Below are 25,189 nucleotides of genomic sequence, written 5' to 3' on the forward strand. Positions count from 1 at the left end.
GTTGCTTACGCTAGACCTTAGCGCGGTGCGGTGCCAGAATGGCGTTCCTTTCTGCTGTACTACTGGGACTTTTCCGTGAATCAAAGCCACTCTGGATCCTTGGCAAATAACCATGCTCAATTGGGGTTATTGTTTATTTCTGTTGCCGTGCTGTTTTGGGGGATTTTACCTATAGCACTTAAGCTATCGGGGAGTTTTATCGACCCAGTGACGTTGACTTGGTTTCGGTTTTTGGTGGCGCTCTTGGTCAGTATTTTGGTGCAGTGGAGTGCCGGGAGTTTGAAACAGTTTGCGGCGCTCGATGCCAAGGTTTGGCTCAGGCTTATCCTCGCCGGACTGTTTTTAATGCTTAACTATGTGTCATTCGTCTATTCCCTCGACTATTTAGCCCCGGGCGCGGCGCAACTTAATTTTCAAACCTCGCCATTTTTCCTCGCTTTTGGCGGCGTGTTATTTTTTAAAGAACGCCTCAATGCGGTGCAGCTCAGTTGTTTTGCCGCTTTAGCCTTAGGGATGTTAATGTTTTTCCATCCCTTTTTAGATTTTTCCGCCACCGATAATCATGAGATCTGGCTTGGGGTGATGATTGTACAGTTTTCGGCATTGTCATGGACCACCTACGCACTGCTACAAAAGTCACTGTTGAACCGTTTGTCCCCCGCCAACGTACTCTTGGTTATCTATGCCTTAGGTATTTTTGTGATGGCGCCCTTTAGCGATTTTAGCCAGTTTGCACAAATGGATAGCTTCGACTGGCAAGTGGCGCTGTTTTGCGCCGCAAATACCTTGATTGCCTACGGTTGTTTTGGGCAATCGATGAAGTATTGGCCGACGGCACAGGTGAGCGCCATGTTGGCGTTAACGCCAGTATTTAGCTTTAGTGCCACGGCGTTAGTGGTGAGTATCGGTTGGTGGCCTGACGTGTTTAAGGCCGATGAGTTAGATGCTTTATCGCTCTTTGGCATAGGTGTGATTATTGTCTCTGTGATGGTGGTGCAGTTGCTGCCCCTGTATCGCCAGCGCCGCGCGAGACGTTTACAACCCATTTAACTGGCAGCTGAATAGGTATCCTAGTGATCACACGCCTGACCGATATTGAATTAGAACAGATCCGCGGGGTTATCTTCGATCTCGACGGTACGCTTGCCCATTCAACCCCTGACTTTAAAGGCTTAAGAGCGGCATTAGGTATTGGATCGGGTACCGATATTCTCGAGCATATCCATAGCCTTGAGACCACTATGGCCAAGATGCAGGCGCTGGAAATTGTCCATGACTACGAGCTTGCCAGCTCGCGCCAAGCGAGCTGGATTGAAGGCGCGCAGGCGTTGATTGCGTTTTTAAAGGCAAGACAACTGCCGCTGGCGATTTTGACTCGCAATATGCCCGAGGCGGCCAAAATCACCATCGAAAAACTCGGTATTGATATCCCTTTAGTGCTGACCCGTTACGATGCCGAGCCTAAACCTCACCCGCAGGGTATCCACTTGATTTGCGAGCAATGGCAGTTGAATCCGTCGGATATCTTGTATGTGGGGGATTATCTATTCGATCTGCAAACCGCGCAAAACGCCGGTAGTCGCTGCGCCCTCTACTGCCCTGAAGAGGTGCCCGACTATGCACTCGCGGCGGATTTACTCATTGGCAATTATCAGAGTTTTATTGAAGCTTGGGCAGTGGCAATCCCAAAAGACTAAGTGCACACGATGCCAGATTGATAAGGTTTTATATCACTTTATGTCAATTCTCACTCGATGTGTTTGCGGTTAGGGAATCTTGCTTATCTTGTTTTAGCCCAAGCCGAATACTGTCGAGTAATGCCACTAACCAGCAGAGTAAAAAGCCATAGAGCAGTTCATTGGCATTGGCAATTGTGGTCTGGGTTTGTTGGGTGATTTCGGCAGAAATCACGCCGATATCAAGCGGTAAGGTGCCGTTTTGAATATCTAAGGCGATCACTTGCGCCACTTGATAGATTTGCATGAGTAGCAGCACAAGGCTCACGACCGCTAAGCTAAAAAATACCAGTGCAGTGCGTTTATGTTTTAGGTAAAAATGGCCGCTGCCGGGGGCGACAAAGGCGGATAAAAGACCTGCGCTAAGAGCTTTTTTCATCGAAATACACTAATTGCATTGCTAAAGACTACGCCGACACTAATAGACATGCTGGCTTAAGTGCAAGTTAATTTGCCATTGCGACTAACAATCCAATAAACCCCGCAAACAGGGTACAACCGACGAGCACCATGATTAATAAAGTCTTATCTTCGCGGCATGACTTAGCGAGCTCGGGCAGTGCCGAGATAAATGGGTAAGTTATCAGTGCTAAAAAATCCATTTTTTTGTCCTTAAGTTAGGCATCCACGTATTGACTATACCTGCTCGAAATATCAACTGGCCAGTGAAGTTTGAGCAGGAGCGATTTTTAGATAACAAAAAAGGAGCCGAGGCTCCTTTTTAATGCGTTTGTTTTAATGCGCTTGACCTAAGGGGTTAGGTTTGCGGATTACTCTTCGCGTGGTTTACGTGGTCTACGCTCGCCTGCTGGCTTGTCTGAACGTGGTTTGCGGTCTGCAAACGGCTTGTCACCCGACGCTGCACGTGGCTTACGATCACCAGCTGGGCGGTCGCTACGTGGACGACGGTCGCTACGGGCACCACGGCCAGAGTCAACAAAGACTTGGTCGCCAGCTTCACGGATATTCAATGGCTTACCACACACACGCACTTTCTTCAGGTGTTGTAGTACATCTTTTGGCATGCCGTCTGGCAGGTCAACAGTTGTCACTGAATCATAAAGTTGGATTGCACCGATATAACGGCTGTCGATATTGGCTTCGTTTGCGATAGCGCCAACGATATTGCCTACACCTACGCCATTTTCACGACCTACGTCGATCACATAACGGCACATTTTCAGGTCTGGATTGTCTTTTAACGCTTCAGCGCTACCTAAGCTTGCTGGCATTGGACGTGATTCACGGCTACGGCGTTCGCCACGGTCAGCACCGCGGTCTGAACCACGTTCGCTACGCTCACTGCGTTCATCACGAACACGCTCTTGAATCGCAGGTAATTGCAGTGGACGTTCCTGCTGAACTTGGTGCAGCAGGGCAGCCGCGAGCAGATCGGTATCTACTTCAAGTTGCTGGCATAACTGAGCAACAGCTTCACGCATAAATTCGAGATCGTTGTTCATGGTTTGAGCGAGCTGCTCACCCAAGCGTGACAGGCGACGTTCTGCAACGGTTTCTGGGCTTGGTACTTTCATTGGCGAAATACGGCTGTTAGTTGCACGCTCGATAGTGCGCAGCATACGCATTTCACGGCTAGTGACGAACAGAATTGCCATACCATTACGACCAGCGCGACCAGTACGACCGATACGGTGAACGTAAGCTTCTGTATCGTATGGGATATCGTAGTTTACTACGTGGCCAATACGCTCAACGTCTAGACCACGGGCCGCAACGTCAGTCGCGATCAGAATGTCTAGCTTGCCGTTTTTGAGTTGTTCAACTGCACGCTCACGGGCTTGTTGGTTCATATCACCATGTAAAGGTGATGAGGCATAGCCACGGGCTTCAAGTTTTTCAGCTAATTCAACGCATGAGTTACGAGTACGAACGAAGATGATGATACCTTCAGTATTTTCAACTTCTAACACGCGTACTAACGCTTCTAATTTATTGTGCTGTGATACCTGTACGAAACGTTGTTCGATTGACTCAACTGTCGTTTGGCTAGACTCGATACGCACATGTACAGGGCTACGTAAATGCTGGTTAGCAACACGTTTAATTTGCTCTGGCATTGTGGCCGAGAATAGTGCCAATTGGCGCTCGCTTGGCGTGTGCTCAAGGATCCATTCGATATCATCGATGAAGCCCATTTTTAGCATTTCGTCGGCTTCATCGAGCACAAGTGCTTTTAATGAATCGAGTTTTAACGTGCCACGACGCATATGGTCCATTACACGACCAGGCGTACCCACGATAACTTGTGGACCACGTTTGAGGGCATTCAACTGTTGTTGCATGCTTTGACCACCGTAGATCGGCAGTACATGGAAATTCTTAATAAATTTGGCATAGCTACTGAACGCTTCAGCAACTTGAACTGCAAGTTCACGCGTTGGTGCTAATACTAAAATTTGTGGTGTGGTTTGGCTGGTGACTTTATTCAGCAGCGGCAGCGCGAAGGCGCCAGTTTTACCTGTACCAGTTTGCGCTTGACCTAAAATATCTTTGCCAGCCATAAGTGGATCAATACTGGCTGATTGGATTGGCGTTGGTTTTTCATAACCTAGCTCGTCAAGAGCACGCAACAAATTCTCGGATAGGCCGAGTTCACGGAAAGTTCTTTCATCGGATGACATTGAGTTGTAGCCTTGTGGATGCGCGCGGATTGGCGCTTAAGTTTCACAGACAGAAAATCAACCCCGTGTCGATTTCCCGCGAACGACGGATTATAGCAGCATATAAGCCGCTTTACCAATCCGGATAAGGATAAATCCACCGTTTGAGGAGGTTTTTTCGCAAAAACTGAGCAAGAAACGCGCCACTTCGGCTAATTTTTCAAAAAGTTGCCATCGAGTTTAATTAATTCAAAAGCCGATTCCGCTACCGCGGCGAGAAAAACATAGTCCAAGGTCTCGTAGGTATCCTCCGGCGTATGATATTGCGGATGGGTGGGCACACCAAAATATAGCCAAGGGATTTTAGCCTGATGAAAGGGATAATGATCCGATGCTCTTAGCCAATTAGTGCTCTGGATACTTCTCCCCACAGGCTTAGGGTGACTGAGTTTGATACACAGGCCGTTAGATTCATTCAACATTGGCCTAAATTGAGGAAATTGATAAAAGTTGCGGCTGCCCTCAAGGTAAATCGCGTAAGGGCGACTTGGGTGGCCAATCATATCCAGATTGAGCATCAGTTCAAATTGCGCTTCAGGCATTCGCTGCTTGAGTTGCTCCACTAAGGCCGTGCTGCCAAACAGTCCAGGTTCTTCGGCATCGGTCGCGACAAACATTAAGTTAATGTTGGGGAGTGAGTCGGGTGCAGCGCGTTGCTGCGCTTGCCAGTGGTTGGCGATGGCGAGTAATGCGGCAACGCCGGAGGCATTGTCATCGGCACCGTGGTAAACCTTGCCGCCACTCACGCCGAGATGATCATAGTGGGCGACTACAATACGCCATTTATCCGTAGGTTGTCGCGCTGGCGCTAAGGCGACCAGATTGCTTCCCACCTCTTGGCTAAATAGGGTGGAATATTCGAAGGGAACCTCGAAGGTTGTTCCCCAAGGTTTAAGGCCTAGTTGGTGAAACTGGTGATTTAAATAGTCGCGCGCCTTGGCTGCGCCTTCTGTTTGGGTTTTACGCCCCATTAATTCTGCTGAGCTGAGTGTTGCTACTGTTTGCTTAAGATCTGCGGGGGCAGCCCAATTCAATCGAATCGCCTCTGGTGAGCAAGTATATTCGGCAGGTTGGCTAGTGCAGGCCATGAGTCCCATACATAGGCTAAGGGTAAAAAAGTGCAAGAAGCCAATGCATGGAGACCAAGAGCGGATGATTGCAGTGAGTGCGTGTGCCAAATTGCCCATGATTATCCTTAAGGTTGGCAATAGGAACGATCAATCCTAAGCCTAACAGGGATTTAGCTAGAGTGCATGGGCCCTAATGTGGATTTAATCTAATACCTGGATCTCGGGGGAGAGCGCCGCCTCTTGGTGCGGGCTTAAATTAAAGTGCTCTAAGCCTGAGACCAAATGTGTGCGCGAGCACAGGGTGACCTGAGTATTTTTGGTGAGTCCACCTTGGGCAAGCGTGGTGACTCGGCCATCGGGTAATGCCAGCAGGCTATTTTCTGCGGTGCTATCTAAGACAGTAACTTGTAAACGAGTGGGTTGACCGATAATCGGATCGATAGCCGCGATAGCAAGTGCGAATAGCATTAGTCCTAAACAGGTAATGAGCATGACATTAACGCGACTTAAGCTGGTTAAGTTGGGGCGATGTTCTAACAAAATATCCTCCTCGATGGAGTGCGCCTTGGGAGTGTTCTCCCAAGGCGTCGTTGAGGTTGAAGCCTTACCTGATTATGACTGCGTTGCTAGTTGTGCATCCCGCTCCAGCAGCGGCTTTAAGAAGCGTGCCGTGTGTGAGGTAGGATGCAAGGCTACTTCTTCTGGTGTGCCTGTGGCGAGGATTGTACCGCCGCCACCGCCGCCTTCAGGGCCTAAGTCGATAATCCAGTCTGCGGTTTTAATCACATCCAGATTATGCTCAATCACCACAATCGTGTTGCCGTGGGATTTGAGTCGATGCAGTACATCCAGCAGCAATTGGATATCGGCAAAGTGCAGGCCTGTGGTTGGTTCATCCAATATATACAAGGTCTTACCGGTATCGCGTTTAGAGAGTTCCTTGGCCAGTTTTACCCTTTGGGCCTCACCGCCAGATAGCGTCGTCGCGCTCTGACCTAAACGTACGTAAGACAAACCCACATCCATTAGGGTTTGCAGTTTGCGGGCAATCGCAGGCACGGCATCGAAAAATTCGCGGGCATCTTCCACCGTCATTTGCAGCACTTCGTGGATATTCTTGCCCTTGTAGCGCACTTCTAAGGTTTCGCGGTTATAACGTTTGCCCTTACAGGCATCGCAGGGCACATACACATCGGGCAGGAAGTGCATTTCGACTTTAATTAAGCCATCGCCTTGGCAGGCCTCGCAGCGACCACCTTTGACGTTAAAGGAGAAGCGCCCGACCTGATAACCACGGGTACGGGATTCCTGCGTTCCGGCAAAAATCTCCCGAATTGGGGTAAAGATGCCAGTATAAGTGGCGGGGTTAGAGCGTGGTGTGCGGCCAATCGGGCTTTGGTCGATATCGACCACTTTATCGCATTGCTCCATACCGACAATCCGATCGTAAGGCGCGGGCTCATCGACGGTGGCGCCGTTGAGTTGTTTGTGGGCAATTCTAAAGAAGGTATCGTTAATCAGCGTCGATTTACCTGAGCCCGATACTCCAGTCACACAGGTGAATAATCCCACAGGGATGGTTAAATCTACATTACGCAGGTTATTGCCGCGGGCGCCATAGAGCTCAATCACTTGTTTCGGGTCGAACGGCGTACGTGGGGTACTGATATGAATATTGCGTTTACCCGAAATGTACTGCCCAGTGACGGATTCGTCGCAGGCGATAATTTTCTCAATCGGACCGTCGCAAATCACTTCACCACCATGGACGCCAGCGCCTGGGCCGATATCGATAATATGATCCGCCATACGAATCGCGTCTTCATCGTGCTCTACCACAATCACTGTGTTGCCTAAATCCCGCAGGTGGATCAGGGTTTGCAGCAGACGCTCGTTATCCCGCTGGTGCAAGCCGATAGAAGGCTCATCGAGCACATACATTACGCCGACAAGCCCAGCACCGATTTGACTGGCTAAGCGAATACGCTGCGCTTCACCGCCCGAGAGGGTCTCGGCCGAGCGTGATAGGCTTAAATAGTTAAGGCCAACATTGACGAGGAAACCTAAACGGTCGCGCACTTCCTTGAGGATTTTTTCAGCAATTTGTGCTTTTTGGCCGTTGAACTCGAGTTTGTCAAAATAATCTAGGGCTTCACCAATTGACCAAACGGTCAGTTTTGGCAAGTTAAGATCGCCAATAAATACGTGGCGAGCCTCTTCACGCAGACGCGAGCCGCGACAGCTTTGGCAAGCTTGGGTGTTGATAAACTTGGCTAACTCATCGCGCACCGCGTTACTTTCGGTCTCACGGTAACGCCGGTCCATATTATTTAAGATGCCTTCGAAGGGATGATTGCGCACCACCACATCACCACGGTCGTTGATGTATTTGAAGGCGATGCTGTCTTTACCTGAACCGTAGAGAACGATTTTTCTCACCTTATCCGACAACTGTTCGAAGGGAACTTCGACATCGAACTTATAGTGGTCGGCCAGCGAACTTAGCATCTGGAAGTAATAGAAGTTACGTCTATCCCAGCCGCGAATCGCGCCGCCAGCCAGGGATAACTCAGGGTTGGTGATCACTCTGTCAGGATCGAAAAACTGTTGTACCCCTAAACCATCGCAGGTTGGGCAAGCACCGGCGGGGTTGTTAAAGGAGAAAATCCGTGGCTCAAGCTCGGCCATCGAGTAACCACAGTGCGGGCAAGCAAAGTTGGCCGAGAAGATTAATTCTTCAGTGGCGCCTTCATCCATGCTGGCGACCACGGCAATCCCACCCGAGAGTTCGAGCGCGGTTTCAAAGGATTCGGCGAGGCGCTGCTGGATATCGCTGCGGACTTTAAAACGATCGACCACCACTTCGATGGTGTGCTTAACGTGTAAGTCGAGAGTTGGCGGATCGGTTAAATCGCAGACTTCACCGTCGATACGGGCGCGGATATAACCTTGAGCGGATAAACCCTCGAGTAATTTAACGTGCTCACCCTTACGGCCGTTGACCACGGGCGCCAGCAGCATTAAGCGGCTATCCTCGGGCATTTCTAACACTTTATCGACCATCTGGCTCACGGTTTGCGCCGCCAGCGGTTGGCCATGAGTCGGGCAGCGCGGTTCGCCCACGCGGGCAAACAGCAGACGTAGATAGTCGTAAATTTCGGTGATTGTACCCACAGTCGAACGTGGGTTATGGGAGGTTGATTTTTGTTCGATGGAAATCGCCGGGCTTAAGCCTTCGATATGGTCGACATCGGGCTTTTCCATCAAGCTTAAGAATTGGCGGGCATAGGCAGAAAGAGACTCAACGTAACGTCGTTGGCCTTCGGCATATAAAGTATCAAATGCTAGGGAAGATTTGCCTGATCCCGATAACCCTGTGATAACGATTAACTTATCCCTTGGGATAGTCAGGTTGATATTTTTGAGATTGTGGGTCCGTGCGCCGCGTATTTCAATCTTATCCATCTATCGCTCAAGTCTTATGCTTAAAAAAATGAGCCTAAGTATCGCACAGTTCGGCGGCTGAGTTTAGTCGATTCTGTGATCTCTATTCTGGGTTGGCGGTAAGCCAATGCTTGGCCGTGGGCGATATAATCGTGATGAACCTAGCGAATTAACTAAGATTAATCCAAGTATGAGGGCAAGCCTAAGCTTATCTCTGTAAGTATCAAGTTAACTATTTGTAGCGAATCGACTTTTAGATAAGCCTTTAAAATAAAGACCTAAGGCCGTAACCGTGCCTTTTAAACGGCGTTGCCATGGGGCTGGACAACCCGTTAACTACGAGTGCTTAGGACGGTTTTTCCTTTTGAGCAAATGCTTTGTGGTGTGCTAACATGCGCCCCCTAAAAGACTTCAATCCAAGGCAAAATCATGGGTAACAACGGACTTTCAGGAACCGAGACAAGAGTCGCGTTTTCTTTAGCCAGTGTATTTGGTTTACGCATGATGGGCTTGTTTATGATCATGCCCGTCTTTGCACTTTATGGTCGGCATTTAGAAGGTTTTTCACCCCTTTGGGTGGGCATTGCCATCGGTGCTTATGGCTTAACTCAGGCCATTTTACAGATCCCTATGGGGATTTTATCAGACAAATATGGCCGTAAACCTGTCATTCTTGCAGGCTTAGTGGTGTTTGCCATCGGCAGTTTAATTGCCGCCAATGCTGAGACTATCTATGGCGTGGTGTTTGGCCGTGCTGTACAAGGAATGGGCGCGATTGCGGCCGCTGTGCTGGCGCTCGCGGCCGACTTAACACGGGATGAGCAACGTACCAAAGTCATGGCGATTATTGGTATGTGTATCGGTGGCTCGTTTGCACTGTCGTTACTGGTTGGCCCGATTGTGGCGCAGCATTTAGGCTTATCAGGGTTATTCTTTTTAACTGCTGGGCTTGCGGTGTTAGGCATGTTGATTGTGCAGTTATTGGTGCCCAATCCCATTTCCCACGCACCTAAGGGCGATACCTTAGCGGCGCCCGCGAAGCTTAAGCGCATGTTGACCGATCCGCAGCTGTTTAGGCTCGATGCGGGGATCTTTATTCTGCACTTAGTGTTAACCGCCGTGTTTGTCGCCTTGCCACTCGACTTAGTCGATGCGGGTCTGGTGAAAGAAAAACATTGGATGCTGTATTTCCCTGCGTTTGTGGGCGCCTTCTTCTTGATGGTGCCGTTAATCATCATCGGGGTGAAGCGTAAGAATACTAAGGCGATGTTCCAAATTGCTTTAGTGATCATGATGTTTGCCCTTGCGGCCATGGCGATTTTTGCCAGCAACCTCTGGGTATTGAGCGTGGCCGTGCTGCTGTTTTTTACTGGCTTTAACTACCTTGAGGCGTCGCTGCCGAGTTTGATTGCGAAATTCTGCCCAGTGGGTGAAAAAGGCTCGGCGATGGGTGTTTATTCGACCAGCCAATTCTTCGGGGCCTTTTGTGGCGGTATGCTCGGTGGCGGTGCGTACCAATTAGTCGGTGCAGTGGGCGTGTTTATTGTCGCGTTGGTGTTAATGGGCATTTGGTTATTGCTCACCTTAGGGATGGAAAATCCTGTACTGCTTAAGAGTTACACCTTAGAGGCTGCCGTTAAAGACAAAACCCAAGCGCGGGATATGGCGGCGCAACTGTCACAATTGATGGGTGTGGTTGAAGCGATTGTGGTGCTAGACGAGAAAGTCGCTTATCTCAAAGTTGACGAGCATTTCGATTTAAGAGAAGCCCGAGCTGTGTTAGGCTCTGCTCAATAATATGTGTTATTGCCGCGAATACTTAGGGATGCGGATTTTCCCTTGCGGCAACAATTATAAACAACATACTGAATTAACAGATTATTTAAAGAATCGCAGGAGATTTCAATGGCCAGTCGTGGTGTTAACAAGGTAATTTTGGTTGGCAATTTGGGACAAGATCCAGAAGTGCGTTATATGCCAAACGGTAACGCAGTCGCAAACATCACCGTTGCGACCAGCGAATCGTGGAAAGACCAACAAGGTCAACAGCAAGAACGTACTGAATGGCACCGTGTGGTTCTGTTTGGCAAGTTGGCTGAAATTACGGGTGAGTACCTGCGTAAAGGTTCACAGGTTTACCTCGAAGGTAAATTGCAAACGCGTAAGTGGAAAGACCAAAGCGGTCAAGATCGTTACAGTACTGAAGTGGTTATCGACCAAAGCGGTAGCATGCAAATGTTAGGCGGCCGTAACCAAGGTCAAGGCCAAGGTGCCCCAATGGGTGGTATGCCACAAAACGGCGGTTACCAATCAGCCCCACAACAAGCTGCTCCTGCGCAAAATCAATACGCGCCAGCACCGCAAGCGGCTCCGGCTTACCAAGCACCAGCGCCACAACCTCAATCTGGCTACAATCAGCAGCCAGCTCAGCAAAGCTATGGCCAGCAACAATCCCATGCGCAGCCACACGCTCAGCCACAACAAGGCGGTTATGCGCCTAAGCCTGCAGCTCCTGCGTATCAAGCGCCAGCGGCTCCTGCACAGCGCCCTGCACCACAGCCACAGCAAAACTTTACTCCAGATTTGGATGACGGTTGGGACGACGATATCCCGTTTTAATTTTCCAACTTTTACAGTGGAAACATAGTTTTTAAAAGCCCTGCAATATTTTGCAGGGCTTTTTGTTTATATGTGGCTTATCTTTCCTTTGAATAATTTTATTTGCTTAATTGTTAACAGTTGTTGCGGTTTAGGGTAGATTTTTTGAGTCCGCTAAAGGGCTTGAACTTTTGAAAATAAATTAACGTTATGACGACTACTAAAAGAAAGGAATTCTTCCATGGAAGATGTAATAAGTCAGGAAAATAATCCATTAAAGAGCGATGAAAAACAAATAACAGTAGATAGCAATATTCACAGAGTACCACTGTTTCATGTTTCACTTGCTAAATTTGTTATTATGTTTTTTGCTACCTTTGGTCTATATCAAATATACTGGTTTTATAAGCAATGGCAGGCATTAAAAGAGTATTATGATTTAGATGCATGGCCAATTGCTCGATGCATTTTTACGGTATTTTTTACACACTCTTTGTTTATGTTAATGAATATATTAAAGAAGATAATAGAAGTTATCGTTGGAATCATTCTGCTTTGGCGACAGTTTACGTTTTACTTGTCGTAGTCTCTAGTGTTCTCAATCAAATTGAGACTTTACCGACATCTTTGATTTTAATTTCTATTGTTATACCTTTAGCCGTTTTGTATCCATTGTATGAAGCTCAAAAAGCAATTAACTTTGCGCTTGAACCTTTAGACTACGAGGATAATTCAAGTTTAACTTGGTTGAATTGGGTTTGGATTGTTCTTTTTGGTTTTTATTGGGCTATGGTTATCTATGCATTAACTGTGTTAATCAGACTAGCTTAATTTAGAATAGAACAGGCTTTAATTAAGCCTGTTCTGAATTAACAATATGCGATAGAGGAATATCTTTTTATAAAGTTAACAACGAGTTTTCCCTCATATACTTTCAATTTCTAATGTCGTTTTCTCTATTAATGCATGTTTTTTGATATTTTAAGTACGCTGTAAGGTATTGATTTTGTGACTTAAAGCGTTTTTGTGGTTATAGTAAAAAGTCAATTTATCAGTATTGAGGTAAGCATTTTCTCCGGTTAATGAATCGAATGTTGGAGAGAAAGTGAATTTTTATGAGCAATTTCAAGAAAATCCAGTTTAAACGCCTATGGCTATGGCTGTTCCTTATCAGCATGGCTTTACCATTAAGTGCGGTTGAAGCGCCTCTGTGGCCTGAGTCGGTCAACCTGCCCTTAAGCGAACGAGTGCACAGTGGCACGCTTGCTAATGGGATGCACTACCTGTTAGTGAACAACAAAACCCCTGAGCAAGCCGTGATTGTCCGTATGCGGGTGGATGTAGGCTCGGTGATGGAAACGGATGCCGAGCAGGGTCTGGTGCATTTTTTAGAGCATATGGCGTTTAATGGATCTACGGGACTCGCGGCGGGGGAGATGATCCCTACCTTACAACGCATAGGTTTAAGTTTTGGTGCTGATACCAATGCGGTGACTGAATTTCAGCAAACGGTTTATCAGTTTAATTTACCGAGCAATAGCCAAGATAAAGTCGATACCGCTTTGTTTTTAATGCGTGAAATCGCCAGTAATCTGTTGCTTGACCCCGCGCTAATCGAGCGCGAAAAAGCGGTAGTCTTATCTGAACTGCGTGAACGCAGTAGTGCCGATTTAGAAAACTATCGCCACCAGCTAGCCTTTTTAATGCCGCAAACCTTGCTATCGCAGCGCTTTCCCGTAGGTGAGGCGACTAGCATTCAAAATGCGAATCGTGAAACGTTATTATCCCTCTATCAGCGTTTTTATACGCCATCGCGCACCACCTTAATCGTGGTGGGTGATATCGATGTTGGTCGTATCGAGCAAAAGATCAAGCAGCAATTTATCGACTGGAAAGCCGCGCCGCAGGCTGCAGGGGTTAAGGCACAATCTATAGGCGTGGTACAGGCTAAAACCGCTGTTGAGGCGGCGGCATTTTTTGATCCAAGCCTGCAAACCTCGGTTTCGTTAGGCATGTTAACACCTCAAACACCGCAACCAGATACGCCTGCACTGCGTGAGCAGGAGATGTTATTAGATATTGCCCACGGCATTTTGTATCGTCGTTTAGAGTCACAACTGCTCCATAGCCAAGGTTTGTATGGCGTGAGTCTACAAATTGGGCCGCAATATGATATTGCCTACGGCACGCAAATGACGCTGGGAACGCAGGAAAACAACTGGCAGCAAGGGCTTGCGTTGTTGGAACAAACACTACGTCAGGCGCTGGAATTTGGCTTTAGCCAACAGGAAATCGATCAGCAACTTAAACGAATTCACAAGGGCTATCAGCTCAGTGCCGCAGGCAGTAACACTATCCACAGTGTGAACATTGCCGACAGCTTAGTGAGTGCGGTAGCGAGCAGGCGCGTGCCTGTGGAGCCAGAGTGGCAATTGGCTCTGTTTGAAAAGTTGATGCCGAGTATCACGCCGCAAAAACTGCATCAGTTGTTTAAACAGACTTGGGAAGGGACGCCTTATCTGTATCTAACCAATAACAAACCCATTGAAAATATTGAAAAGCAACTCTTAGCCGCCTACAGCGCGAGCCAAAAGCAAGCCGTAAAAGCGCCCGAAACCAAGAGTATTGCCGAGTTTGGCTATAGTCAATTTGGTGAGGCTGGACAGATTGTGGCCGATCAGCGCGATGCCACAACTGGCATACGAAAGTTAGAGTTTGCTAACGGTGTGCGTCTCAATTTAAAACCTACATCCTTTAATCAGGGGCTGACGTTGGTGAGTCTCAATATCGGCTTTGGTGAGGTGCCATTCCCCGAGCTAGATGGTTTGTCTTACCTGTTTAATAGCGCCTTTGTGCAGGGCGGTTTGGGACTTCACGATTTAGATAGCTTGCAGGAGATTTTTGCAGGCCAAGATATCTCGGTCAGTTTGAGTTTACGTGAGCAGAGTTTTGGTGGCGAGATCAGCACCAATGCAGCAGAGCTTCGCACTCAATTAGGGGTACTGACGGCCTATTTAGTCGACCCAGGGATGGATAAGCAAGCCGAGCAGTTATTCCGTGAGCAAGTGATTGCCGAGCAGCAGAGCATTCATAGCAATCCACAACTGGAGTTTTCGAATCAATTTGCGCGAATTGCCCATAATGGCGACAAACGTTATGGCTACGGCAACCCTGATGAAATCCTCAAGCGTCAGTTTGCGGAACTCGCACCCAGCTTCCACTCTGCGGTGCAGCAAGGGGCGATTGAGCTGGCCATCGTGGGTGATTTTGATGAAAACCAAGCCATTGCCGAGGTTGCACAAACCTTAGGAGCGATTTCCCGTCAGCCGATCCCTAAGGGGCAGACTATCGTGCCTGTGTTTCCCAACGTGCCAGCACAAATGAGCCTGACGCATTATGGTCAGGTCGATATGGCGGCGCTCGCGCAGGTGTGGCCGACAGCGGATATGAGCAATCCCCGTGAGCTGGTGGGGTTAGGTTTGCTCGAGCAGGTACTAAGCATCTTACTTACCGAGAATGTGCGTGAGAAAGCGGGGGCAAGTTATTCGCCTTCTGCATTCTCATATAATGATTTAAATCCAACGGGATATGGTTATCTCGGCCTATTTAGTGTGACCACGACAGCCATGTTACCTGAGGTGGCTAAGTATTACGCCGCCGCAGTTAAGCAGGTTAAAACGCCTTCGGGGATCAGTGAGGATTTGCTCAATCGCGCCCGCAAGCCGGTGCTGGAGTGGATGCAGATGGCGCCGCAAAGTAATAACTTCTGGTTAGATTTGGCCTCAACCGCCCAAAGCCAGCCGGAGCGTTTTGCGACCTTTAACCAACGCTTGGCGTTGGTACAGCAGATCTCGCCCGCCGAGTTAAGCCAATTAGCGCAGAAATACCTCAAGGATGATAAGCGGTTAACTATCGAAACCTTACCTGCACCCGTCACGGCTCCGTGAGCCATTAAACCGCAATTTATCTGAAGACCTACCTCCTGTGATACTCGTGTCACAGGAGGTTTGGTTTTTATTGGTGATTGAAATATTTGTCGGTCGCAATTGGAAATAACCGTTGTCGAAAATGCCACTCACGCTTAAGCGAAACCCGCATTAGGCTAAGCGCCATATTCTTGGAATGCGGTGATATGAGTGGTGATGTGATGTTTCGATATCTTTTATGTAGTTTTGGCTTGGTCCTAATGTATCCGACGGGGATAGATATGTACTTAGTCGGGTTGCCGCAAATTGCGAGTCAACTTGGGGCGAGTGAGGCGCAGCTGCACATTGCTTTTTCTGTGTATCTTGCTGGCATGGCGACGACTATGCTGTTTGCAGGCAGTTTAGCCGATAGGATTGGGCGTAAACCCATTACACTTTTTGGCGCCTTACTGTTCGCGCTAGCCTCCTATTTTGCAGCGGGCTCGCAAACCAGTGATCTGTTTTTAATCGCGCGCTTTGCGCAAGGCATTGGTGCGGGTTGTTGCTATGTTGTCGCGTTCGCGATTTTGCGTGATGTCTTAGACGATAAGCGCCGAGCCAAAGTGCTCTCAATGGTGAATGGCGTGACCTGTATTATCCCTGTGATCGCGCCTGTGATTGGCCACTTAATCATGCTTAAGTTTCCATGGCCTAGCCTGTTTTACACTATGGCGGCGATGGGATTACTGGTATTTGCTCTTTGTCTATTGGTATTGCGTGAAACCCATTCTAAAGCAGCATTTCACACGCAAGCTTTGCCAAGTGTGCAAAAGGAATCCTTTAAACATGGCTTTTTTATCAGTCGCGTGGTCATAACGACCTTAGGTGTGACCACGATTTTAAGCTATGTGAATGTGTCTCCTATGCTGATTATGGGGCAGATGGGGTTTGACCGTGGCCAATATTCCAATACCATGGCAATGATGGCATTGGTGAGTATGTTAGCCTCATTTTCGACGCCCTTTTTGCTTAACCAGTTTAAAGAAAAATCATTAATTTTGTTCTCCCAAGGGTTATTCGTTGCGGCCGCCTTAGTGTTTATCTTGACTCAATTGGGCGGGGTTAGTCATTCATTCAATCTCTTAGGATTTGCTTTTGTTTGTTCTGGTTTTTCAATTGGATTTGGGGTGACCATGAGTCAGGCGCTTAGTCCATTTGTGGCTCGGGCAGGAGTGGCCAGCTCGTTACTGGGGATTGCCCAAGTGTGTACTTCTGCTTTGTATATTTGGGTGATGGGTCTGCTCGAAGTGAGCGCGATTAATATATTATTAGCTATCCTCAGCGTTGGTGCGCTGGTAAGCATCACGCTAATGTTAGCGGTGCCTAAAATGTCGGAAATGGTAGTTAATGAGCAAATCCCTGAGTCGGCTTGACCTCAATCTGTTGTTTACTTTTCAGCTGCTATCGCAGGAGCGGAGCGTGTCTAAGGCCGCTAAAAAGCTCAATGTGACGCCATCGACAGTGAGTAAATCCTTGGCGAAATTGCGCGATTGGTTTGACGACCCACTATTCATTAAAACGCCCCAGGGATTGCAGCTTACGCCATTAGCCCAAAGCATGGAGCATGACTTAGCCGATTGGTTACAAATGGGCAAACAGCTTATGGGCAAGCGCGGGAACGATATGGCAAAAGGGCTCAGTTTTGAGCTAATGCTTGAGTCACCTTTATCGCTCATTATGCTTAATCAATTAACGCAGGCGATTTACCAACACTACCCTGATGCAAAAGTGAAGGTGCGCAATTGGGATTATGATTCACTAGAGGCCATTATTCGCGGTGAGGCAGACATAGGTTTTACTGGCCGAGAAAGTCATCCTCGCTCCAAGGAGTCCCTTGATTTATTGCCTTATTTTATCGATTTTGAGGTTTTATTTACCGATCTTCCCCAGGTGTATTTGCATCGAGATCATCCGGCCTTACAGGAAGAGTGGAATATAGACACTTTCTTAAAATACCCGCATATCAATATCTTGTGGGAAAAGAGCGAAACCTGGGCCTTAGATGATGTGCTTATTGAGCTTGGGTTAAGTCGTAATACTGTGCTGACCTTGGCCAGTTTTGAGCAGTCATTGTTTGTTGCGGCTGAGCCGCACCACAGCATGCTGGCAATAGCGCCGCAATATTGTGAGCAATATGCCCGCCAATTACACCCTGACTTAGTCAGTCGCCCGATCCCGATAAGTGGCGAATATCTTAATAAACTCGCCATTCCTTTTACCTTGATTTGGCATAAGAGAAACAGCCACAACCCCAAAATCACTTGGCTGCGAAACAGGATAAAAGCGATTTATCAACAGCATGATTAAGGCTGTTAACCATCATTGCCATACACTACTTATCTATGCACTGCTTTCAGTTACTCATACGAGTGGCTAGAACCAGATCGTTATCTCCTCGTATTCAATATTGCACGGATTTTCGCATAGCACATGTGATCAAAAGCTGGTAAGTTCCTTTTATTACAAGTAATTAACTATACGCGCCTTTGCTGTTCAAATAAGGTAATGGCACAACATACTAATAAAAGGCTAAGTGCCCTGTGAGTTGGGAGTAATTTTTCAAATGAGCATTCAGTTAATGCTGATTAAGCTTCGAAAGAAAATTAGAGCAAATAAGATAAAAGTGATTGATGCAATCATTGCTGATCACTCAGCAGAAATATGCATAATTTGTGGCTCTCAAGAGCAGTTGACTAGGGAGCACGTGATTCCTCAATGGATCTATAATCGTTGTACTAAACGAACTTTTGAAACAACAACTAACGGTATTTCTCAAACGTACAATAAAACCACACTACCAGCATGCAAAGATTGCAATTCTAATTTACTTGGTTACTTAGAGAGGCATTTGAAGCATGAATTTCAGAGAGTCGATGTCAGTCACCAACAATTCTCCCAAGATACCTTAGAGTTAATTATCTTATGGTTAGAGACATTAGAGTATAAATTTCAAGTGCTTGACCTGAGAAGAAACTTAAATAGGGTAAAAGGGGCTGAATACATTCCTTTCATTGGCAAAATGCCGATAGCAATGTTTCAAGGTCCTATGGACACTAGTCCTGCAAAGGTGTTTTCAAATATTCGTTCGGCATTGCAAGTATTGAGTGTGAAATCCAAGGTAGATAGGCTTAATTCCCTTTGTGTTATCCATACAACAAACAAAGACTTTCATTTTTTCCATTCTACGAATAACTTTATATTCATTGAGTTAGCTGAGTTCGGAGTCGCATTTTTCTACTTTTATAAACAAAAGTTTGAGGACTACAGCGTTGCCGTTCAGTCAGCCATGGGAATCGTTCAAGAAAACTATGCGGGGACAGGCGCATAAGGTATGAAGAGGGGCAATCCCATTTAACCGCAGCGATTAAGGCTGTTGTGATTGAGTTTAGTTGTTGCGTTGTTTGCCCCTTAGGCGGGCGTTATACCCAATTGCTGGCAAATATATTGGATGCACAATTCTTGCTGTTGGCACCATAATCCGTAGCTGACGGGGATAAGTTTAATCCCCGCACGCTGTAACAGTTTATACAGTTCAATCTCGAAAAAATCCGCCCATGGCCCTGGGTAACCGATTAAATCTATTGCTAAATATTGGTTACCATAGCGGCACAGAATATCCAGTTCTAGTCCCGCCATATGGTAGGCGCGCCAGACTGTTATGCCTTTTGCTTCAATTGCCTGTGCCACCGACTGACCGAAGCTATCGAGGGAATCGACATAATTGTGTGCCGCTTGAAATTGGCCCGCCGATGCTAAGTAAGTTGCCAGTAAATTATTTTTCGGAAGCTCGTGCGCTTGTACCGATAAAAATAGCCACTGCATTTGTTTAGCGCGGGTGATGGCGACATTGAACATATCTTCGCGATTTAAATATACGGCGGCGCGGCTGTCGTTGGCCGTAATGCTAAACGACAGCAGCATAATATCGCGCTCCTCACCTTGAAATCCAAAGGGTGTTGCAACCCGTAATTGGTGACGCTCGAGTTGTTGTGCGCTAAAGCGTGCGAGAATTTGCTGGGATAAATACTCCGTCTGATTGCGAAAGCAGGAGAGTACACCAATGCTGGCGGGCACTAATGCATTTTCTTGTTCATCAATCAGTTGAGCTAACTTTTGAATTAATGCCTCCGCTTCTATGGCGTTAATGCCCTTGCTATCACGGCTGCCAGTCACCTGGACTCGGTGTAAGTGCCCAGAGCTTGTGCAGGGTCTGTGCTGCATAATTTTCAGCATGCCTTGATAAAACTGCTGATTACTAAATTGGATCAGCTCAGGTTTACTCCGAAAATGCTCATTTAAAAATACCACTTGGGATTGGCTCGCAAGGGATTGCGATACTAAGTCGAGCATACTGGCATCACGGTAGCTCATTAGGCCGCGGCAATCAGCAGCAAGTCCGAGTTGCGTTTGGATTTGGGTTTGCTTTGCGCGGGATAAAAACGAGAAATGGCGCAGCTGTTTGCTGTCGCCCACCACCAGTGCCGCTTTTGCCCGCTGCAAGGCCGGTAAACATGCGGCAATATTGGCTTGGGTGGCTTCATCAATAATCACTAAATCAAACATTTGCTGCTCCATGGGCAGCACTTTATGTAAGCTGGCAAGGCTAGATAACCAAATGGGAAAGGTTTGTTTTAAGGCATCAAAATCCGTCTTGTAGAAACCGTCGAGCTGTTTGGCAGACTGCCTTGCCCGTAGCGCTCCGGCAAAACTCACCAAAGTACTGCGTTTATGTTTGAGTAATTGATTCAAACGATAGGACGTTGCCAGTTGAAGGTATTTGAGGCTTAAGTTTTCTTTTTGCTCGATGAGGGCAGTTAATTTATCGAGCACAGTCCATTGCTGGGCAAATTGTTTGATACCCGAGCGGTTAAACCATTGATAAAACCCAAGTCGCCAGCGGGATTGCTTTTGCTCTAGTGTCGCGAGTTTTTGACCGCGACGTATTGCGTGCTGGCAGTGGCGTATAAAATCCGTTTCCATATTGGCCTGCTCACGGGTGACATTAGCTAGCTGTTGTTTTGCAAGGCGTAGCACAATATCCGTCACCTCTTGGTCAACCGCGGGGTGTTGGCCGTGGAGGATCTCATCGATTTGGTTTTTAAGGATTTTAATAAACTGCGGCGAGCCTGCTCGGATAAGGCTGCTACCAAGTTGGAACTGTTGCTGCAACTTATCGGCAATCACATCAACGGCAACATCTGTGTGGGCGACGATGAGGACAGATTTGCCCCTTAATACCTGCTCCGCCGCCACTGTGGCTATGGTGTAACTCTTGCCTGTTCCCGGAGGGCCTGAGATTTGCCCCAAAGTATGATTAGCCGCCACCTTTAGGACTTGAATTTGCGCGCGGCTTAATAACCCAGGAAGGTAATCCTCTTGGGTATCAACATTGTGACTAACAGAATCTCGAGTTGGCGTTGGCCCAAACAACGCTTGAAGCGGCGCTGAGAGTGAGGGGGCTGTGATAAGCTTGTCTAACTCATGCAAAATGCCGCGGCTGGCGAGGGAACGTTCTGCCAAAATGATTTGGCTACGGCTGACCAAAAACTGTCCGCGTTTACGACTAAGCTGAGTAAATTCCGTCTCATCGATAAGTTTGGGGAAATGCAATAAATGGCTGGTATCAACCTCGGCTTGGCCTGCTCGTAGCCAAGCTATCCAACCACTGACATCCGTAGGATTGTCGCGTAACTCTTGGCTTAGACTGTGTCCTTCAACGACTAATTTTTCTAACAGGGCTTCATTAATGGTAAATGGCCCGCCGCCAGACAAGCTGTTATTGGATTCGAGGTAAATGTTATCGCCATCGGCCTGCAATTGGCATTCGCGATAAAGGAGTGGGGTGACGACTTTACGTTTTTCGCCATTAAGCTCGATACTGCCGCAGAAAAACAGACAACAGTGCAAGAGCACTTTTTCACGCAGGTATAAAGCACTACGTGCTAGTAATGTACTCGCGGGAGTAAATGGCACTGGTAGGCGCGGTAGAAAGCCACTACTAAATTCATCTTCATGTTGAAGTAAGAGTTGATCTTGCTCCGCCAGCTTATGGCTAGCCCAGAGGTTAATTTCAGCACTATCGTGTTGAAAACACTGTTTGTAGTAGTTAAGAATCCCTTGCAAACCCTATCCATCCCCAAGACTTAATTAGCGATGCGAGAGTAACCTAATCGCATAGGTCGGACAAGGTTGACACCATTTGTAAGCACGATCAAAAACTGAGGAGAAGCCCCTACATTTTCAACGGCCGTATTTTGAGCTGTAAATAAAAGTATCCTTAACTGCATTTGTATCAATTAAGTGCCTAAAAAATGTGATTTGTATCAGAATTTAATTTGTTGCTGAAATGTTTGTTAAATGTTTGGTTTTGAGGGGTTTTTTGTTTGTTTTTCGGTGGAAATTGCCATTGTTGTCATTGTATAACTGCGCAGATTGAACTGAATTTTTTGTCTGCTAATGAGGGATACGATGCTTAATAACAAACTAAAAGGATTCGCGGTTTTGACTTTCGCCTGTTTGGGCGTGACCGCTTGTGGTGGCTCTGATAACAACAAGGATGAAGACACCTCGAAGACCGATACCTATGTACAATTTTACAATGCTTCTGTAGGGAGTACGGCTACTGCACTGAAGATTGGAGATAAAACCTATGAGAGTGTGAGTTACGCCGATGCGATGCCAAGGTTCACTTCAACAACTGGTGTCAGTGTCGTCGAGGTGATGGGGAAAGATGCGTCGAATAAGGATATTTCGCTCTACAAAGAGGATATCGATTTAAAAACCACGACCGACCATTTCTTTGTCTTGCATGGTGATTTTGCCTCACCATCGCTGCTCAATATCAATTACTCGCGCACTGAGTTAGATAAGCAAAACGCCGAAGCGGACAAGAGCAAAATGCAGTTATTGATTGCTCACACCGCAACCAATGCGCCAGCGTACGATGCCTATATTGCCAAGGCGGATAAAGGCTTTGCCGATGCTGTGATGCTAGGCAGTGTTTCCTACGGTGAAGTCTCAACACCGCAGATTTTGGATACTGGGGATTACAAGGTTTACCTCGCCCCTGCGGGAACGACTAATGTGAGCTACACCACGGCAAGCATTAACTTTAAGACCAAGGTACCCTATAAGTTGATTTTACGGGAAAGCTTTGGCGCATCAGCGGCCAAAATCAGTTTAGACAGCGTCGATTCGACCACCAATGTGCGAAACCATGTCGCCCTAGAAAGCAGTGTTGATTTTAGAGTATTCAATGGTTTAGCAACGCACAATGTCGATGTTAAAGTCGTGAGCAACAAGCAAGAAGCTCTATTTAGCAATGTGGCTCCCTTTGGCGTTACTGCTTATCAAGGCGCGGAGTTTAATGATTTTGGCGTGAGCGTATTTGACCATACGAGCCAAGCCAAATTGCTCGACAATGTGTTGATCACCCTTAATCAGGACGATATCAAAACCATCTTTATCTACGAGCAAACTACTGATCAAGGTAGCCAAGTTAAGGCGATGGAGATGAAACAAACTCAAACACCAAGCCCATACAGCTTTAAGTTTGATATCGTGAGTTTTGCCGACAAGAGTAACCTGACGTTGTACTTCTTAAAGGCGAACGACACTATTGAAACTGCAAGCTATAAGATCAGTGCGGTTAATCCAACGGCGCCGCAGTCGTTAGTGGTGCCCAAAGGTGAGTATTCCATCAAGGTGATCGCGGTAGAAAATGGCACTAAAACCGTGGTTTATGCTTCAGAGATGATGGATTTTAATAACGAAGATAATGTCACTATGGTGCTGAATAAGGACGCTTCAACCAGCTTTGGCTATAACCTCGTTAAGCTCTAATCGCTTAGACTGGGCAATAAGCAGTCAATAGATTGGGCAATAAAAAAGCACTACCTTGGTAGTGCTTTTTCGTATTATGCGGCGTTATTCCGACAGTTTTAGCTCTTGGCCAGGCTTAATAATGCTCTTGGCATTCAGCTGGTTCCACTTCATTAAATCCGCGAGTTTCACTTTGTTTTTACGCGCGATTTTATCTAACGAGTCACCGGACTTCACCTTGTAAGTGCTGGCTTTCGCCGCTGGCTTATCTGCGGTTTTACTGCTGGCTTTAGTCTTTGCCGATTGAGACGTTGTTTGAGCTTTGCTCTGTTTTGGCGTTTCGGTCGAGGCGTTATCTTCGCTGTTCATTGGCGTTAACAGGGTTAACTCTTGGCCGATTTTAATTCTATCGGAGCTGAGGTTGTTTACCTGCTTTAACTCTTTGACTGAAATGTCAAATTTCGCGGCAATTGTGCCTAGGCTATCGCCGGATTTCACAATATAGCTCTGGCTGTCATAACGTTTTTGCGCGTACAGCTTATGCTGATTCTCTTGATACTGACCAATGTTTTCAATCGGCAGGGCGATTTGGTATTTGCCCTTACTTGGGATCACGCTTTGGCGATAACCTGGGTTATAGGTTTTAAACTCCGCTTTAGTAAGCCCTGCTGCATTGGCGATTTGGCTTATTTCAACGCCATTGGGGGCGGGTAAACGCTCTAGAAATGGGCGATTGGCAATCGGCATTACTTTGAGATTGTAATGGCTTGGGGCGCGGATAATTTGGATAAACGCCAGCCACTTAGGCACGGTTTGTACTTGGCGAGCAGGAATATTCAGCGACCAGAAATCCGTAGGTTTGCCTTTAGCTTTGTTTCTATCGATAGCGGCTTTAATCACTAATTCGCCACTGTTGTAGCCCGCAACGGCGTTAATCCAGTCGTTACCTAAGGTGTCGTGTAAATGCTGTAAATAGTCGAGTACGGCATCGGTTGAGGCCAATGCATCTTTGCGACCATCGTAGGCTGAGTTGATCGTTAGGCCAAAGTTTCGGCCCGTAGCGGGGATCATTTGCCAAAGTCCGGCGGGGCCATTTGCTTGCGCCAGCGGGTTATAACCACTTTCGACAATTGGTAATAGTGCCAGTTCTAGTGGCATATTGCGGGCTTCGAGTTGACTCACAATATAGTATAAAAATGGCTCGGCACGCTGGGTCACCTGAGTCATAAACTTTTGCTTGTCATCGAAAAAGTTACGCTGTTTGCGTACTTCTGCATCGTCATGCACATCAATAGTACGGGCGTGTTGAATTTTCTCCCATACATCGGCATAGCGCTCGTCGACAACCTCTTTTTTATCATGATGAGATTGTGTGGTATCTCCGCTATCACCTTCAGCTTCTGGAGCTGTGGTGGCAAATTCCATGGGCGAGGTTTGCGCCGATGTTGTCGCACAGCCACTGAGTTGGGCTGTCAACATGGCGATCATTAGCACTGCTAATGCACTCGGTTGGCGAAAGGTTTTCCGCATGATTATCCTGTCATTTTTGCTAACTTGGCGTTATACCCAAACAACCTAACTCGATGCAGGCTTCTGTGTTTAAGACTGCCGAAACGGAGTGTTTGTGTACGCCATTTCTGTATTGCAGCAATTCAAAATGTGGTCGACATTTGTCCTTGATGCACCTTGAATGAGAGCACCCTAGGCGCTCTGAAACTGATATCTTTAGGTTGCTTGGGTATAGATAATGTTGCACATGCTAATCTGTTTTGCGGTTTCTGGATAGCTTTGCTGATAATTTGACCACCTAGGTCACATTTAGATTTACCACTAAATAAGCTAACATAGCAGCGATTTTTCATTGATGTGGGTTA

Annotated in this window: 18 protein-coding genes; 10 read left to right on the forward strand and 8 right to left on the reverse strand. The window is 47.1% G+C overall.

What is annotated here, in order from left to right; translation table 11 throughout:
* The first annotated feature begins 75 nt into the window (after positions 1 to 75).
* On the forward strand, positions 76 to 1,050 hold the full coding sequence (locus IEY09_RS00120; protein ID WP_188869334.1) for a DMT family transporter: 975 nt from the start codon (positions 76 to 78) through the stop codon (positions 1,048 to 1,050).
* 23 nt (positions 1,051 to 1,073) lie between these two features.
* Positions 1,074 to 1,697 (forward strand): HAD family hydrolase, encoded by a 624-nt coding sequence (locus IEY09_RS00125; RefSeq protein WP_188869336.1) that lies wholly within the window; start codon positions 1,074 to 1,076, stop codon positions 1,695 to 1,697.
* A gap of 43 nt (positions 1,698 to 1,740) precedes the next feature.
* Here the strand turns inward: IEY09_RS00125 and IEY09_RS00130 are convergent, their stop codons facing one another.
* The 6 genes from IEY09_RS00130 to uvrA all read right to left on the reverse strand — a co-directional run bounded on the left by IEY09_RS00130 (position 1,741) and on the right by uvrA (position 8,952).
* Complete coding sequence (locus tag IEY09_RS00130) at positions 1,741 to 2,115, reverse strand: hypothetical protein (protein ID WP_188869338.1); 375 nt, start codon at positions 2,113 to 2,115, stop codon at positions 1,741 to 1,743.
* Between the two features lie 67 nt (positions 2,116 to 2,182).
* A complete protein-coding gene (locus IEY09_RS00135; protein ID WP_156143179.1) occupies positions 2,183 to 2,338 on the reverse strand; it encodes a hypothetical protein in 156 nt (51 codons plus the stop codon).
* Positions 2,339 to 2,506: 168 nt separating this feature from the next.
* Positions 2,507 to 4,378, reverse strand: coding sequence for a DEAD/DEAH box helicase (locus tag IEY09_RS00140; RefSeq protein WP_088586653.1), 1,872 nt, complete (start codon positions 4,376 to 4,378; stop codon positions 2,507 to 2,509).
* Between the two features lie 191 nt (positions 4,379 to 4,569).
* Positions 4,570 to 5,604 carry a M28 family peptidase gene (locus IEY09_RS00145; protein WP_144344857.1) on the reverse strand — a complete coding sequence of 345 codons (1,035 nt, stop codon included), beginning with the start codon at positions 5,602 to 5,604 and terminating at the stop codon, positions 4,570 to 4,572.
* Between the two features lie 84 nt (positions 5,605 to 5,688).
* Entirely contained in the window at positions 5,689 to 6,027 is a 339-nt protein-coding gene (locus IEY09_RS00150) for a hypothetical protein (RefSeq protein WP_224021592.1), read from the reverse strand.
* Between the two features lie 72 nt (positions 6,028 to 6,099).
* On the reverse strand, positions 6,100 to 8,952 hold the full coding sequence (gene uvrA / locus IEY09_RS00155) for an excinuclease ABC subunit UvrA (RefSeq protein WP_188869340.1): 2,853 nt from the start codon (positions 8,950 to 8,952) through the stop codon (positions 6,100 to 6,102).
* Positions 8,953 to 9,360: 408 nt separating this feature from the next.
* Here uvrA and IEY09_RS00160 point away from each other — a divergent pair, with 408 nt between their 5' ends.
* From IEY09_RS00160 to IEY09_RS00190, 7 genes are all read left to right on the forward strand, one after another.
* Positions 9,361 to 10,728, forward strand: coding sequence for an MFS transporter (locus IEY09_RS00160; protein ID WP_037431506.1), 1,368 nt, complete (start codon positions 9,361 to 9,363; stop codon positions 10,726 to 10,728).
* A gap of 108 nt (positions 10,729 to 10,836) precedes the next feature.
* Entirely contained in the window at positions 10,837 to 11,550 is a 714-nt protein-coding gene (ssb, locus tag IEY09_RS00165) for a single-stranded DNA-binding protein (RefSeq protein ID WP_144344859.1), read from the forward strand.
* Positions 11,551 to 11,770: 220 nt separating this feature from the next.
* Positions 11,771 to 12,115: a hypothetical protein gene (locus IEY09_RS20175; RefSeq protein ID WP_229777625.1), complete on the forward strand. Its 345-nt coding sequence runs from the start codon at positions 11,771 to 11,773 to the stop codon at positions 12,113 to 12,115.
* Between the two features lie 529 nt (positions 12,116 to 12,644).
* Positions 12,645 to 15,476: a M16 family metallopeptidase gene (locus tag IEY09_RS00175; protein WP_188869342.1), complete on the forward strand. Its 2,832-nt coding sequence runs from the start codon at positions 12,645 to 12,647 to the stop codon at positions 15,474 to 15,476.
* Between the two features lie 200 nt (positions 15,477 to 15,676).
* Positions 15,677 to 16,867 carry an MFS transporter gene (locus IEY09_RS00180; protein ID WP_188869344.1) on the forward strand — a complete coding sequence of 397 codons (1,191 nt, stop codon included), beginning with the start codon at positions 15,677 to 15,679 and terminating at the stop codon, positions 16,865 to 16,867.
* Positions 16,842 to 17,801, forward strand: a complete 960-nt coding sequence (yidZ, locus tag IEY09_RS00185; RefSeq protein WP_188869346.1) for an HTH-type transcriptional regulator YidZ — start codon at positions 16,842 to 16,844, stop codon at positions 17,799 to 17,801. Before IEY09_RS00180 ends, yidZ begins: the two co-directional genes overlap by 26 nt.
* Before the next feature lie 256 nt (positions 17,802 to 18,057).
* On the forward strand, positions 18,058 to 18,822 hold the full coding sequence (locus IEY09_RS00190; RefSeq protein ID WP_069454250.1) for a hypothetical protein: 765 nt from the start codon (positions 18,058 to 18,060) through the stop codon (positions 18,820 to 18,822).
* Between the two features lie 80 nt (positions 18,823 to 18,902).
* Here the strand turns inward: IEY09_RS00190 and IEY09_RS00195 are convergent, their stop codons facing one another.
* Positions 18,903 to 21,617, reverse strand: a complete 2,715-nt coding sequence (locus IEY09_RS00195; protein WP_188869348.1) for a DEAD/DEAH box helicase — start codon at positions 21,615 to 21,617, stop codon at positions 18,903 to 18,905.
* Between the two features lie 345 nt (positions 21,618 to 21,962).
* Between IEY09_RS00195 and IEY09_RS00200 the strand changes: the two genes are divergently transcribed.
* Positions 21,963 to 23,336, forward strand: a complete 1,374-nt coding sequence (locus tag IEY09_RS00200) for a DUF4397 domain-containing protein (protein WP_188869351.1) — start codon at positions 21,963 to 21,965, stop codon at positions 23,334 to 23,336.
* Positions 23,337 to 23,420: 84 nt separating this feature from the next.
* On the opposite strand, the gene IEY09_RS00205 is transcribed toward IEY09_RS00200, so the two are convergent.
* Positions 23,421 to 24,845, reverse strand: coding sequence for a LysM peptidoglycan-binding domain-containing protein (locus tag IEY09_RS00205; RefSeq protein WP_188869353.1), 1,425 nt, complete (start codon positions 24,843 to 24,845; stop codon positions 23,421 to 23,423).
* Positions 24,846 to 25,189: the final 344 nt, after the last annotated feature.

Source organism: Shewanella xiamenensis, from assembly GCF_014647135.1.
GTDB lineage: Bacteria > Pseudomonadota > Gammaproteobacteria > Enterobacterales > Shewanellaceae > Shewanella > Shewanella xiamenensis.